Source organism: Paenibacillus rhizophilus, from assembly GCF_003854965.1.
Classification (GTDB): domain Bacteria; phylum Bacillota; class Bacilli; order Paenibacillales; family Paenibacillaceae; genus Paenibacillus_AQ; species Paenibacillus_AQ rhizophilus.
In genome coordinates, this window is record NZ_RQPI01000001.1 from 105,825 (window position 1) to 118,876 (window position 13,052).

Consider the following 13,052-nt stretch of genomic DNA (forward strand, 5'->3'; position numbering starts at 1 on the left):
TAACCCTTGTCCCTGCGCATACACATAAGGCAGGAGGGATGTCTCATGCTGCGCGGGAGGTATTGGGTATTTATGACGCTGCTCGCCTTGGTCTGCACGGCGGCGGCAGGATGTGATGCGGCAAACGCTGCAGGCTACAATGAGGTTCTCCTGCCAGTGGGCAGGATGGTTTCCGGCATGGCGGAAACGCCGGCGGAGAAGACTCAGCCGCCGGTTGCCGCCAAAGCAGGCGCGCTGCAGTTAGAGCAGCAGACTGAGGCGCTGTATGGGTATGTTACGGAAGGAAATATCAACAAAGCAAGGGAAACGATTGATGCGATTTCCAGGTTGTTCGTGGCGTCTTCTTTTGAAGGACTTACATCCGTTGAAGGGGTTAATGCGCTCTCTGGAGCGATTTTGGACATGAAAGCCGCCGCCGCAGGGGTGAATGTGCAGCAGCAGCGGTGGGAGACGGCCGCCGCCAGACTGCGTCTGGCCGCCAATAGTCTGGCCCATCCCCGCCAGCCGATGTGGCTTCAATATTACAAGCTGATCCTTGAGGATCTGAACGATATGGAACATAGCGCGGTCGGAAACGATCTGGCGGGCTGGAAAACGGCGGTTTCCCATATACAGGAGCGCTACGATACAATCCGGCCGGCCATCATCATTGCCCGTAAGCCTGAAGAAGTGAACCGGTTCGATGCCTGGCTCTCCTATGCCTCAGGGCTGGCGGCGGCGTCCAGGCCGCCGGGACGGGAAGAGCTTATGAACGCCGTCTCGAACGGGCGGGAGGCCGCAAGGGTGATGTTCGGAAAAGAGAAGGATGAACCGACCCTGTCGCTTCCGCTCGCTCCTAGGGAATACGGCCCGGCGGGATGGCTGGGCGCGGGATTTATTCTCGCTACGCTTGCCTACACCGGGTACAGAAAATACCGGGGGGATAGAAGCCGGTGGCAGCCGTTCTGAATTAAGCGGCGATGATGTTCTCATAAAACGGAATCGCAAGCTGAGCGGGAAGAATTATTTCTAAAAGCGGGACCGGGTCTGGAATCTTCCATGCCCGGTCCCGCTTGGTCTGCTTATCCGTTTCTGATTACTAGTGAACTCTCCCCCACTTAGCTTACGCATGAAGTGGGGGCTTCTGTTGGCATCGATACAGGGTTGCACACGCTTGCGAGCTTCATGATTAAAGGCTCAGCGCCTGTTGCACCCGAATGAGGGAAGCCAACGTCCAATACGTTCGTTTTGCCAATGAAGGGTCTTTTGCCTCCAAGGACAACCACATCTTTTCAGATGTGGATTTTTGTATAATACGTAGCACGTACCGTGCGCCGATGTTATACGAGGCATTAAGGTCCGCGTGATACGTTTTTCCTGTTGCGAATACAGCAATATCACGCTTTATGTTGCGTTTTACAAATCCACTGCCATCAAAAGCAAGCGCACTTGTATTTGCAGGGTTGATGATGGAAACCCGTATCCCTAGAAAATGCGCCATTTCGCTCACTTTCGTTTGGATGCGCCGTTTCGCCCAAAACTGGAGTTTGGCACGAAGTCGCTTGGCTCCCCACGTTCCTTTAGGGAGACGCATCTTGCCTAAAAACTCCATGACAATGACCTCTGCGCTGTGCTTTTGGGCAAAGGCGATGATTCGATGCGCGGTATCGTGAACGATATGCGTCTGTAAGCCGTTCATCCGCCGCCAGAAATTCGGTTTTGCCCCTATACCGGATTGACGCTGGGCTTGTTTCAGTTTGCCTGTGATTTGGCGCATCCGGTCTTTTTCTTTGGCTTGGTTGATAAATGTCCTCGCCAAGACAGTGCCGTTAGCGTCCATCACGGAACAGACTGCGGAATTCGTTAAACCTAAATCAACGGCACACACCCGTTGCTTGGAAATTTCCGCCTGAGTCAACTTCACATCCCCTTCATAGGCGATATGAAGGGCATAGCGTTTTCCTTTTCGAACCAATGTGGGGTTGCGTTCTTTCATGCTCCACACGTTACGTTTGAATAGGTCTTGGCCTTTAAAGGTAATGGAGAGCCATACCCAATCGCCTTGATGAAATATCTTAATGTTGGCTGTCGTATCGGAGGTTCGAATGAACATATTGCCTTTGTACAAGCAAGGGAACGCCTGATGCTGAGCTTGGAGTGTCGGCGGTTTCTTCGAAAAGCGTTTCCCTTCTTGCCCAGCGTGTTGTCGCTCGGCTTGCCAAAGCTGAAAACGGGAATGATGACTTTTCACAATGCCAAACGCTTCCGCAATAGCACTTCTGCGGAAGTAAGAAGGAAACTTATAGAAGCGTTGATCGAATTCGGCGTAGAACGGATTCGGATTGTGCTTGGTACGGTGAGTCAGCCGTTCTACCGCCGTCACCACCGCTTGGGTGGATAACGATTCCAAGGCCATAAACTGCTCTTGAATGACCGTAATCAAGAACGACAGCGCCTCTTGATACACATGAAGAGTCGCATCTAGCATGCGGTGGTGAGACGTAATCGGATGTTTGAGTGTTTTAACCACCTTCATGAGATACGCCTCCATCGCAAGTCTGATGGATCTAGCATAACACAAGAACATATGTTTGGTGAAGCGAAAGTGTCTAACCCCCACCTTCGCTGTTGGCTTTAGAGGTGGGGGACTGCGACACTAAATCTGTTCAAATTTCCCGGAAGCCTTCCCCGTGAACGTCGTGCACATCGCTGATAATGACGAACGCCCGCGGATCGACCGATTTGACCAGTTGGCTGAGCTGCCGGATTTCCTGACGGGAAACGACGCAGTACACGGTATGCTTAGCTTGTTTGGAATAGGCGCCAATCGAAGGGATTAAGGTGACACCCCGATCCATGTCCGTGGTGATCAGCTCGGCGATTTCCTGCCCGAAGTCGCTGATTATCGTAAATGCCTTGGCGGCATATGCACCTTCCTGAATAAAATCGATCACGCGGGAAGAGATGAAGACGGCGACCAGCGTATACAAAATTTTCTCTCTCGGGATATAGAGCAGGGAGGAGCCGATAATAACAACGTCGATCGCCAGTATGACCTGCCCCATGCTCCAGCCGAAACGGCGGCCGCATATGCGGGCGACGATATCTACTCCGCCGGTCGTGCCGCCGAAACGGAAAACGATGCCGAGACCGAGGCCCAGCGTAACTCCGGCGTAAAGGGAGGCCAGGATAAAATCATGCTCCGTTCGGAAGGGCTCCACCCACCCAAGCGCGATCATCCGCTCGAATAACCACAAGAAGAATGACAGCGACCCGATGCCGACGCCGGTATAGACGATTTGACGCGCGCCGAGCACTTTCCAGCCAAGAAGAAACAGTGGAAGGTTAAGCAGAAGTGTGGTCAGAAACACCGGTATGCCGAAGCCGTAATTCAGGAGAATGGTAATCCCGGTTACGCCGCCTTCCATGAGCTGATTGGGAATAATGAAATAAAGCAGTCCAAAAGCGTACACCGCGGTCCCCAGCATGATCGGAGCGACCGTCTTGATGATCGAACTCAATTTTGCAGTATTCATGGATTCCTCCGTAATGCCGTGATAACGGCAGTTTTTCTCCGCTAACGGGAAAGTATACCTATAAACAAACGTAAGGCAAGCAAAAAAGATTTGTCTTCAAAACGTCTTTACGATAACATAGGGGCAAACGAAAAGGCAATATGCGGCAGAGCGAAAGGAGCGGCGCCCGAAGATGGAGAAAAGTCTCGCCGAAATACAGCGGGAAGTGGACGCTTACATTTCTCAGTTCAAGGAAGGTTACTTCAGTCCGCTTTCGATGCTTGCGCGCATGTCCGAGGAAGTGGGGGAATTGGCCCGGGAAGTCAATCATTCTTTCGGAGAGAAGCCGAAAAAGGCGGACGAGCCGGAAAATTCGATTGAGCTGGAGCTGGGCGATATTCTGTTCATAACCGTTTGCTTTGCGAATTCCCTCGGCATCGATTTGACGGAAGCCATGGACAAGGTCATGCTTAAATTCAATACCCGCGACGCAGACCGCTGGACGAAAAAAAACACCGATTAGGCGCCGCCGCATATGATGAATCATATGACGGAGGGTGGTACGTATGAGTCCCGGTGAATATGTGAAAGAAGCGTACCGCTGTATTTTGCGAAGCGATTTTGAGGAAGCGATTTTGTGCTTTGAAGCCGCGATAGCGGCCGACCCGAATGATCCGGAAGTCCGGTATCGCTGTTCAATCACTTACGCGCGCAGCGGAAGGCTCGAAAAGGCGGCCGAACATGCCAGGGCCGCAGTGAGGCTTGACGGCGCCAAGACGGAGTACAGTCTGCATTTGCAGCATTTGCAAGCAATGCTGCACGTGCAGGAAGCCAAACGGCTGCTGGAGGACAATATAGACACCAAGAACAATCCATACCGGCCGATTACCTTGTTGAACGAGGCGGTAAAGCTTGATCCCCTTTACGGGGACGCTTACGTATGGCTGGCAATCGCCTACAGCCGGATGAACGAGCATTTGCCGGCAATTGCAGCCATGAAGGAAGTCATCTCGCTGCATCCGGACGATGACGGTTTAAAGGAATTGATGAAGGATCTTCAGAAATCGCTGCAGAAGTACATGCAGTAATCATAAGCAGAATGAAAGCGGGGGTCATAAACGTAAATGAATAATAAAATCAGAGTTGTTGTTTCGGGAGCGGGCGGCCGGATGGGCAGAGAAGTCGTGAAGCTGGTTCTCCAGGATGAAGAGCTGACGCTTGCGGCCGCTGTAGACCGTTCGCTGCATGATATCGACGCGGGCCTGCTGGTAGGCCTGCCGGAAGCAGGGGTAGCCGTCACCGGGGACCTCGAAGCCGCTTTGGCGGGCGGGGGTGCGGATGTGCTGGTCGATTTCACGACGCCGCAATCGGCTTATGCCAATACGGCGTCGGCAATTAAATACGGTGTGAGGCCGGTCATCGGTACAACCGGTTTTACATCCGAGCAGATTGAAGAACTGGACAAGCAGTGCCGGGAACAGGGAATCGGCGGGCTGATCGCCCCGAATTTCTCGATTGGGGCCATTCTGATGATGAAGTTTGCGGCGCAGGCTGCAAAATACTTTCCTAATCTTGAGATTATTGAGTATCATGGAGATCAGAAGCTGGATGCCCCATCAGGCACCTCGATCAAGACCGCCGAGCTTATTGCCGAGGCGCGGGAGGAACTGCGTCAGGGCAACCCGCAAGAGGAGGAAATCATCGAGGGCGCCCGTGGAGGCTATTATAACGGTTTCCGGATACACAGCGTTCGGCTGCCAGGCGTTTTTGCTCAGCAGGAGGTTGTGTTCGGCAGCTTCGGCCAGACACTGAAGATCCGCCACGATTCCTATGAACGTGCGGGATATATGCCCGGCGTCAAGCTGGGCATCGAAAAAGTTATGGGATATACGGGAATGATTTACGGATTTGACCACTTTATCGAATAGACAGGGGAGAAACCGATGAAGATCGCATTTATAGCGCATGACCGCAAGAAAGATGAAATGGTTAATTTTGTAACAGCTTATGAACATGTGTTTCAGGGACATGAAATGTATTCGACCGGCACGACCGGTCAGCGTATTATGGAAGCGACCAAGCTGAGCATTCACCGCTATATGTCGGGGCCGCTCGGCGGCGACCAGCAGATCGGCTCGCTTGTTGCGCAGGACGAGCTGGACCTGATTATTTTCCTGCGGGATCCGCTGATGGCGCAGCCGCATGAACCGGATATCTCGGCTCTGCTGCGGCTCTGCGATGTGTACGGCATTCCGGTCGCAACCAACATCGCAACTGCGGAAATATTGGTCAAGGCGATTGACCGCGGCGATTTCGCCTGGCGGGATCTGGTACACAAGTACAAGCCGGGAGTCGACGAATGAAGCTCGACATTCTCGTGTTCGGTCCCCACGCCGACGATGCGGAGATCGGCATGGCCGGAACGATTGCCAAACATACGGCAGCAGGGCTAAAGGTCGGGCTATGCGATCTGACCGCTGCGGAAATGTCCTCCAATGGCACGGCCCTGATCCGCAAGGAGGAAGCCGCCCGGGCCGCAGCCGCGCTCGGCGCTGCATCCCGTACGAACCTGGGACTGCCTGACAGAGGACTGCGCCTGACGGAAGACCAAATTGCGGCGGTAACGGCGGAAATCCGCCGCTCCTCGCCCGATATCGTGTTCGCTCCCTACTGGGAAGACCGCCATCCCGACCATGTAGCCTGCAGCAGGCTTGTGGAGGAGGCGGTTTTTAATGCAAAGCTGCGTAGGTATTTGCCGTCTCTTCCGGCCGTTCCGGCTCCTCAGCTGTACTTTTACTTCATTAATGATTTGGGGCGTACGGATCTTGTCGTCGATGTAAGCGAAACTTACGGAGTCAAGGAATCGGCTTTATCCTGCTACCTCTCCCAGTTTCAGAAAACGCCGGGGGAGGATGTCGTGGCGACGCCGCTCAACGACGGGTATATCGAACGGGTCCGCTCAAGAGATATGCTGCTCGGACAGCGCAGAGGATTTCCTTTTGCCGAGGGCTTCGCTTCAAAAGTTCCATATGCGGTTGATTTGTTTAAAAGATAAGAAACAGTAACGGGACGGCACCCGCAAGAAGCGGATATGCGCGGACCGATTTGTCAATAAATAAAGGAGACGGACTTATGGACCGGTTGTTGAAAATAGGCATTACCTGTTATCCGTCTCTCGGCGGCTCCGGCGTAGTGGCTACGGAACTCGGAAAGCTGCTGGCTGAAAAAGGCCATGAGGTTCATTTTATCACTCACAGCGTTCCGTTCCGTCTTGGGACGTTTCAGAAAAATATTTTTTATCACGAGGTTGAAGTCAACGACTATTACGTATTCCGTTATCCGCCTTACGATCTTGCCCTGGCGACGAAAATGGCCCAGGTAGCCAAAATGGAGAAGCTCGATCTGCTTCATGTTCATTACGCGGTTCCGCATGCCGTCTGTGCCTTTCTGGCGAAGCAAATGGTAGGCGGCGGGGTCAAGGTAGTCACAACGCTTCATGGTACGGATATAACGGTGCTGGGCCAGGACGAATCGCTCAAGGATCTGATCCGGCTTGGCATTAACGAAAGCGATGCGGTGACGGCAGTGTCACAGGATCTTATCAATGAGACCCGCCGGATGCTTGATATTACGAACGAGATCGACCTGACCTACAACTTTGTGGACAAAAGGGTGTATTATCCACGGGACGTTTCCGATTTGCGGGGGGACTTTGCGTCTCCAAATGAAAAAATTTTGATGCACATCTCCAATTTTCGTCCGGTCAAACGTGTTGCGGATGTCGTGGATATATTCGCGAGGGTTTCAAGGAAGATTCCTTCCCGTCTCCTGCTAGTAGGCGAGGGTCCGGAGCTTCCGAAGATTCAGGCCAAGATCGCCGAAATGGGTCTGGAGGACAAGGTGCGGTTTCTGGGCAAGCAGGATGAAATCGCCCAGGTCATTTCGCTTGCAGATGTGCTGCTGCTTCCTTCGGAAAAAGAAAGCTTCGGGCTCGTTGCACTGGAAGCGATGGCCTGCGGCGTGCCGACGATCGGTTCACAGGCGGGGGGTATCCCCGAGCTGGTGCAGCATGGAGAAACCGGATATCTGGCACCGATCGGCGATACGGCAGCGATGGCGGAATACGCCGTTCGGCTGCTGACCGATGAGGCTCTGGCCCGGAAGTTCCGCACGGCTTGCCTGAAGCGCGCGTGCGAGGATTTCTGCAAGGATGCCATTACCGATCAATACGAAAGCATCTATCACCGCGTACTGGACCGCAAGACCGCGAATGCGGTCCGCTAAGAATGGAGCCGTGTCATTATGAATTGGAAGATGGCCGACCCCCCGATGGCCGAGGCTGCGGGCCGAATAATCGTCCGTCTGACCGAAGCGGGGCATGAAGCTTACTGGGTCGGCGGCTGTATCCGGGACGAACTGCTCGGGCGTCCCGTCCACGATATGGACATCACCACCTCCGCCAGGCCGGAGTCGGTCATGTCGCTTTTTCCAAGATGCGTGCCCACGGGTCTGCAGCATGGGACCGTTACCGTCCTGGAGGCCGGTTTTCCGTTTGAAGTGACAACCTACCGGACCGAGAGCGGCTACGCCGATCACCGGCGACCGGAGAACGTCGTCTTTGTGAAGGATGTCAGAGAGGATCTCCGCCGCCGGGATTTTACGATCAATGCGATCTGCATGGGTCTGGACGGAGCGCTGATCGATCCGTTCGGCGGGGCGGAGGACCTGCGCCGCCATTTGATCCGCTGCGTAGGCACAGCCGAGGAGCGTTTTGACGAAGACGCGCTCCGCATGCTCCGCTGCGTGAGGTTCGCGTCCACGCTGGATTTCCGCGTCGCGAAGAACACGTGGCGCGGTCTGCTGCGCCGCCGGGACGGACTGGCGCATATCGCCGTCGAGCGCGTCTACGCGGAGCTGGCGCGCATCGTGGAAGGCCCCAGGCCCTTACGCGGCCTGGGGATGCTTGCGCGCAGCGGGCTGCTAGCGCGCGGAAAAGCCCCGTTCCCCTGGACCGGCGAACGACTGGCGGCTGCGGCCGCCGGTCTCTCCGGCATCGGGGAACTGGAGAGCGCCCTCCTGCGGTGGGCGCTGCTCCTCCATGCCCTGGGCACCTCGGCCGGCGAGGCCGAGAGGTTGCTGCGGGCATGGACATTCCCGGGGTCGACGCGGCGAGGCGTCGCCCAGGTGCTGCGGGTCCGCGAGGCGTGGACCGCAGCGGCGGAGGCGGGGCCGGAGGAAGGCCCCACGGACTTCCGGCGGCGTTTCCTCGCCGCCGTGCTGGCCTTCGGCGCGGACGCCGCCGAAGGGTGGCTGACGCTGCTGGCCGCCTTTCCAGAAGGCGGCCCCGGCGCCGGGCTTGTCTCTTCCGCCCGGCAGTGGCTGCGCGAGATGCCCGTCCGCGGGCTGGCCGATCTGGCGGTGACGGGCGGGGATTTGGCATCCGCCCTGGACCAACGTCCGGGACCGTGGCTGGGGCAGCTGCTGCAGAAGCTGCTGCTGGCGGCGGCGTCCGGCGACGTGCCCAACGACCGGACGGTCCTGATTATGAAAGCGAAAAGGATGAATCATCATGAGCATTGAGAAGTTACGGGCCAATGCCGCCGAAGCGGAGAGCCTGCGGGATTCAGGCTGGGCCGAAAGGCTGCAGCGCCTGAATACGGTGGCCTCTACTCAGGAGGAGGCGAAGCTGTTGGCGGAGAAGGGCGCTCCGGAAGGGACCGCCGTCATGGCCGAGGAGCAGACGGGTGGACGGGGAACAAGGGGCCGGAAATGGCATTCTCCGAAGGGCAAGGGCATCTGGATGAGCGTTGTTTTGCGTCCGGCCATCCCGCTGCAGTCTACGCCCCAGCTGACGCTGCTGGCAGGCGTCGCCGTCTGCTCCGCCATCCGGAAGATGACCGGCGTTGAAGCGGGCATCAAATGGCCGAACGATCTTCTGGCGCGCGGCAGGAAGCTGTGCGGTATTTTGCTGGAATCAAGCTTTGGACCGGGAGGTCTCCAATATTGCATCGCCGGGATCGGCATCAGCGCCAATCTGTCGGAAGAAGACTATCCGATTGAGCTCAGGGAAATTGCAACATCGCTGCTGATCGAAGGCGGAATGCCGGTCGATCGCGGGGAGCTGGCCAAAGAAGTACTCCGGGAGCTGAAATACCATTACGGGCTGTATATGGATCAAGGGTTGGAGCCCATCGCCCACTTATGGGAGGAACAGTCGGTTACTCTGGGCAGAAGGATCGGTTTGAAGACGCCGCAGGGCTGGCTTGAAGGGACTGCTATTGGTCTTGGCGAAGACGGCGGACTGCTGCTTCGGGAGGAGAACGGAACGGTTACGAGCGTGTGCACCGGCGAAATCGTTCTGATTTAGACAAAGAATTCCATTCGTTGTCATATTTTTATCGTGTAATTGTACGATGAATTTGTTATACTGTTCGCAAGAGGCGGTATCGGTTATACGAACTGCACTCTGGGTATGGCACTTCTTGTAACTGTAATGAACGGTTACGTTGGATTCTGCTCTGAGCCGCAAGGACCGAGACAGAAGGGACGATCGCGAGTGACTCTTTTTTGCCCTTCGGACCTTTTTAGCAGACACGCTAAAAGGTTTTTTTGTTTGCGCTAAAACGGCGCGGTGACTCGCAAAAGGGGAAAAGGGAATGGCTGAAAAACAACCACTGAATATTGTAAAAATGAAAAAAATGAAGGCGGAAGGCGTGCCGCTGAGCATGCTGACCGCGTATGACTATCCTTCGGCCCGCTTGGCTGAAGAGGCCGGCGTCGATATGATTCTTGTAGGCGACTCGCTTGGCAACGTTGTTCTCGGATATGATTCGACGCTGCCTGTAACAATCGACGATATGGTATATCATACACGGGCCGCTGCCAGGGGTGCTGAGCATACCTTCATTGTGGCGGATATGCCTTTTATGACGTATCACGGCGGTATTGACGAAAGCCTGCGGAATGTGCGCCGTCTGATGCAGGAAGGACATGCCCATGCGGTAAAAATGGAAGGCGGGCTCGAAATTTGCGGAACCGTGTCCTCTATCGTCTCCGCGGGCGTGCCGGTGCTGGGCCACATCGGGCTTACGCCGCAATCGGTAAATACGATCGGCGGATACCGGGTGCAGGGCAAGGACGCCAGAGATGCGCAGCGTCTGATGGACGAGGCGAAGGCGCTGGAGAAGGCGGGCGCGTTCGGCGTCGTACTGGAGCTGGTGACCGAGGAAGTGGCTGAAGCCATCACGAAGGAGCTCTCGATACCGACCATCGGGATCGGAGCGGGACGCTATTGCGACGGGCAGGTGCTCGTGTTCCATGATGTGCTGAGATATGCTTCGCCTTACAGGGAGAAGCGGTTTGTGAAGACGTATGCTGACGTGGGCGGTATTATCCGCGACGCGCTAGGCCAGTATGTAAATGAAGTAAAACAGCGTGCCTTTCCGGAAGAACGCCATGTGTTCGGTGCGGATGAGGGTGTTCTGGAATCATTGTACGGCGCAGCCGGAAAAGGAGCGAGATCATAATGAGAGTCGTTAGAACGATAGAGCAGCTTCGGGAGGCCGTCGGATTCATGCGCGATGCGGGACTAGGGCCCGTTGGCCTGGTGCCTACGATGGGCTATCTGCATGATGGTCACGCAAGTCTGCTGCGCCGTGCGGGCGAAATGTGCGGTACGGTAGTCATGAGCATATTCGTCAATCCGATTCAATTCGGACCGAATGAGGATTATGAAGCCTATCCGCGCGACGAACGGCGGGACCTGGAGCTTGCGGAGCGCGAGGGCGTCGATATCGTGTTTATTCCTGCGGTAGAGGTGATGTATCCCCGGGAAATCCGCAGCAAAATCGTGGTCTCTTCTCTTACGACGAGACTGTGCGGAGCTTCTCGTCCGGGTCATTTCGACGGTGTAACAACGGTTGTAGCCAAGCTGTTCAACCTGGTTCAGCCGGATTATGCCTTTTTCGGTCTCAAAGACGCCCAGCAGGTGGCGGTGCTTCGGCAGATGGTCGACGACTTGAACATGAATGTGAAGATCGTTCCCTGTCCTATCGTACGCGAAGGAGACGGGCTCGCGCTCAGCTCCCGCAACGTCTATTTATCGGCCGAAGAACGCCGTCAAGCGCTGGTGCTGTCCCGTTCGCTTCGGGAGGCCCGCACGGCGGTAGAGGAAGGACGCGCCGCTACGACCGGTGAAGTCCGGGAACTGCTGACAGGCGTTATTTCCGGCTCACCGCTTGCCGATATTGATTATGCGGAAATCTTGACATTTCCGGAGCTCGAACCGCTTGAGGGGAATTTCCCGCTCATTGAAGCCGAAGGAGAAATTATCATGGCGCTGGCCGTCCGGTTCGGCCGTACCCGTCTGATCGACAATATCATCTTTACGCCGAAGGAGGTCGCAGCTCTTGTTTAGACATATGATGAAATCGAAAATTCACCGGGCGACGGTAACCGAAGCCAATTTAAACTATGTAGGCAGCATTACGATTGATGAGGCTCTGATGGAAGCCGCCGACCTGCTTGAGAATGAAAAGGTGCAGATTGTGGACAACAACAACGGTTCGCGTCTGGAAACATATGTCATACCAGGTCCGCGCGGCAGCGGCGTCATTTGTCTGAACGGCGCGGCGGCAAGACTCGTGCAGCCCGGCGATACGGTAATTATTATTTCCTATGCGATTCTTTCCCAGGAAGAGCTTGAACGGCACAAGCCTACGGTCGTGTTTGTCGATGGGAACAACCGTCCGGTTAAGCTTGACAACAAAGAGCTTCACGCGACGATTGCCTGATTCGGACATCACGGGCCAACCATGCAATCACTGCCACGCATGAAAGAGCGTCCTCAGGCGAACAATGAAGTCAGGCAAGCTGCACTGATCTCATTTTCCTCAAGGAGGGATGGCTCCCGTGTTTCAACAGATGTTTGCCGAAATGAACGTTATGCTTTCCGATATCGCCAGACAATTGCCAGAAGCCCAGGGAATACGACGTCGTGAGCTGTTAAGCAAATACCGCATGCTCCGCAAGCTCAGCGATGAAGCGCTGGACGAGTGGTTGGTTTTTGCGGAGGCGCTCAGTCTGTTCCGCCAGAATGCGGAGCTTGCCGAAGAGCCGGAACCGGAGCCGCTTGGCGGTGAAGCCTCCGGGGTTGAGATGGAGAATTTTGCGCGCGGTCAGGGGTATTACAAGCTGCTGATGTATCCGAAATGCATCGAACAGTTCGACATCGTCATCTCTCTTTATCCCGACAACCTGCCCGCCCGGCTGTACCTTGCAATGTCCCATCTCCATTTGGGCAAAGCCGATGCGGCATGGGAACATTTGGAGCACATGCTGCCCCTTGTTCAGAGCCGGAAGCTTAAGGCGCATCTATACAACGCCATGGGCTGTATTGCGGGGTCGGGCCGCCGGTTTGAGGAAGCAAAGGAGCTGTTCGGTCTGGCGCTGAAATATGATCCCGCGTTTCCCGAGCCAGACGCCAATCTGGAGGTTTGCCGGCGCGGAAGAGGCGAGCTTAAAATCGGAAGCCAACTGGTCTCACTGCTGTAATTCAGG

At 55.5% G+C, this 13,052-nt stretch carries 15 protein-coding genes; 13 read left to right on the forward strand and 2 right to left on the reverse strand.

The genetic code is table 11. From position 1 onward, the window contains the following. The first annotated feature begins 45 nt into the window (after positions 1-45). Positions 46-948, forward strand: a complete 903-nt coding sequence (locus EH198_RS00545) for a sporulation protein YpjB (RefSeq protein ID WP_124693611.1) — start codon at positions 46-48, stop codon at positions 946-948. 220 nt (positions 949-1,168) lie between these two features. Here EH198_RS00545 and EH198_RS00550 read toward each other — a convergent pair whose 3' ends face one another. Together EH198_RS00550 and EH198_RS00555 are read right to left on the reverse strand one after the other, a co-directional pair. Next, complete coding sequence (locus tag EH198_RS00550; protein WP_124693612.1) at positions 1,169-2,515, reverse strand: RNA-guided endonuclease TnpB family protein; 1,347 nt, start codon at positions 2,513-2,515, stop codon at positions 1,169-1,171. A 130-nt stretch (positions 2,516-2,645) separates the two neighbouring features. Then, entirely contained in the window at positions 2,646-3,515 is an 870-nt protein-coding gene (locus tag EH198_RS00555; protein WP_124693613.1) for a YitT family protein, read from the reverse strand. A gap of 172 nt (positions 3,516-3,687) precedes the next feature. Here EH198_RS00555 and EH198_RS00560 point away from each other — a divergent pair, with 172 nt between their 5' ends. The 12 genes from EH198_RS00560 to EH198_RS00615 all read left to right on the forward strand — a co-directional run bounded on the left by EH198_RS00560 (position 3,688) and on the right by EH198_RS00615 (position 13,046). Then, on the forward strand, positions 3,688-4,017 hold the full coding sequence (locus EH198_RS00560) for a nucleotide pyrophosphohydrolase (protein ID WP_124693614.1): 330 nt from the start codon (positions 3,688-3,690) through the stop codon (positions 4,015-4,017). A 43-nt stretch (positions 4,018-4,060) separates the two neighbouring features. Continuing rightward, on the forward strand, positions 4,061-4,582 hold the full coding sequence (locus EH198_RS00565) for a tetratricopeptide repeat protein (protein ID WP_124693615.1): 522 nt from the start codon (positions 4,061-4,063) through the stop codon (positions 4,580-4,582). A gap of 36 nt (positions 4,583-4,618) precedes the next feature. After that, positions 4,619-5,422, forward strand: a complete 804-nt coding sequence (gene dapB, locus EH198_RS00570) for a 4-hydroxy-tetrahydrodipicolinate reductase (protein ID WP_124693616.1) — start codon at positions 4,619-4,621, stop codon at positions 5,420-5,422. 15 nt (positions 5,423-5,437) lie between these two features. Further along, positions 5,438-5,857 carry a methylglyoxal synthase gene (gene mgsA, locus EH198_RS00575; RefSeq protein ID WP_124693617.1) on the forward strand — a complete coding sequence of 140 codons (420 nt, stop codon included), beginning with the start codon at positions 5,438-5,440 and terminating at the stop codon, positions 5,855-5,857. Continuing rightward, complete coding sequence (gene bshB1 / locus EH198_RS00580) at positions 5,854-6,549, forward strand: bacillithiol biosynthesis deacetylase BshB1 (protein WP_124693618.1); 696 nt, start codon at positions 5,854-5,856, stop codon at positions 6,547-6,549. The genes mgsA and bshB1 overlap by 4 nt, the downstream gene beginning before the upstream one ends. A 77-nt stretch (positions 6,550-6,626) precedes the next feature. After that, positions 6,627-7,778 (forward strand): N-acetyl-alpha-D-glucosaminyl L-malate synthase BshA, encoded by a 1,152-nt coding sequence (gene bshA, locus EH198_RS00585; RefSeq protein ID WP_124693619.1) that lies wholly within the window; start codon positions 6,627-6,629, stop codon positions 7,776-7,778. Between the two features lie 18 nt (positions 7,779-7,796). Then, positions 7,797-9,074 carry a CCA tRNA nucleotidyltransferase gene (locus EH198_RS00590; protein ID WP_124693620.1) on the forward strand — a complete coding sequence of 426 codons (1,278 nt, stop codon included), beginning with the start codon at positions 7,797-7,799 and terminating at the stop codon, positions 9,072-9,074. Then, a complete protein-coding gene (locus EH198_RS00595) occupies positions 9,064-9,861 on the forward strand; it encodes a biotin--[acetyl-CoA-carboxylase] ligase (RefSeq protein WP_124693621.1) in 798 nt (265 codons plus the stop codon). The genes EH198_RS00590 and EH198_RS00595 overlap by 11 nt, the downstream gene beginning before the upstream one ends. A gap of 289 nt (positions 9,862-10,150) precedes the next feature. Then, the gene (gene panB / locus EH198_RS00600) at positions 10,151-11,020 is read left to right on the forward strand and encodes a 3-methyl-2-oxobutanoate hydroxymethyltransferase (protein WP_124693622.1); all 870 of its coding nucleotides are present in this window, start codon (positions 10,151-10,153) and stop codon (positions 11,018-11,020) included. After that, entirely contained in the window at positions 11,020-11,910 is an 891-nt protein-coding gene (panC, locus tag EH198_RS00605; RefSeq protein WP_124693623.1) for a pantoate--beta-alanine ligase, read from the forward strand. Before panB ends, panC begins: the two co-directional genes overlap by 1 nt. Next, entirely contained in the window at positions 11,903-12,286 is a 384-nt protein-coding gene (gene panD, locus EH198_RS00610) for an aspartate 1-decarboxylase (RefSeq protein ID WP_124693624.1), read from the forward strand. Before panC ends, panD begins: the two co-directional genes overlap by 8 nt. A 118-nt stretch (positions 12,287-12,404) precedes the next feature. Beyond that, positions 12,405-13,046, forward strand: a complete 642-nt coding sequence (locus EH198_RS00615; protein WP_124693625.1) for a tetratricopeptide repeat protein — start codon at positions 12,405-12,407, stop codon at positions 13,044-13,046. The last annotated feature ends 6 nt before the right edge of the window (positions 13,047-13,052 follow it).

What these genes read in the sequence shown, in the direction of transcription:
- panC (WP_124693623.1), top strand. Translation starts at nt 11,020, where the DNA reads ATGAGAGTCGTTAGAACGATAGAGCAGCTTCGGGAGGCCGTCGGATTC.
- mgsA (WP_124693617.1), top strand. Translation starts at nt 5,438, where the DNA reads ATGAAGATCGCATTTATAGCGCATGACCGCAAGAAAGATGAAATGGTT.
- EH198_RS00590 (WP_124693620.1), top strand. Translation starts at nt 7,797, where the DNA reads ATGAATTGGAAGATGGCCGACCCCCCGATGGCCGAGGCTGCGGGCCGA.
- EH198_RS00560 (WP_124693614.1), top strand. Translation starts at nt 3,688, where the DNA reads ATGGAGAAAAGTCTCGCCGAAATACAGCGGGAAGTGGACGCTTACATT.
- bshB1 (WP_124693618.1), top strand. Translation starts at nt 5,854, where the DNA reads ATGAAGCTCGACATTCTCGTGTTCGGTCCCCACGCCGACGATGCGGAG.
- EH198_RS00565 (WP_124693615.1), top strand. Translation starts at nt 4,061, where the DNA reads ATGAGTCCCGGTGAATATGTGAAAGAAGCGTACCGCTGTATTTTGCGA.
- EH198_RS00550 (WP_124693612.1), bottom strand. Translation starts at nt 2,515, where the DNA reads ATGAAGGTGGTTAAAACACTCAAACATCCGATTACGTCTCACCACCGC.
- EH198_RS00555 (WP_124693613.1), bottom strand. Translation starts at nt 3,515, where the DNA reads ATGAATACTGCAAAATTGAGTTCGATCATCAAGACGGTCGCTCCGATC.
- EH198_RS00595 (WP_124693621.1), top strand. Translation starts at nt 9,064, where the DNA reads ATGAGCATTGAGAAGTTACGGGCCAATGCCGCCGAAGCGGAGAGCCTG.
- dapB (WP_124693616.1), top strand. Translation starts at nt 4,619, where the DNA reads ATGAATAATAAAATCAGAGTTGTTGTTTCGGGAGCGGGCGGCCGGATG.
- panB (WP_124693622.1), top strand. Translation starts at nt 10,151, where the DNA reads ATGGCTGAAAAACAACCACTGAATATTGTAAAAATGAAAAAAATGAAG.
- bshA (WP_124693619.1), top strand. Translation starts at nt 6,627, where the DNA reads ATGGACCGGTTGTTGAAAATAGGCATTACCTGTTATCCGTCTCTCGGC.
- EH198_RS00545 (WP_124693611.1), top strand. Translation starts at nt 46, where the DNA reads ATGCTGCGCGGGAGGTATTGGGTATTTATGACGCTGCTCGCCTTGGTC.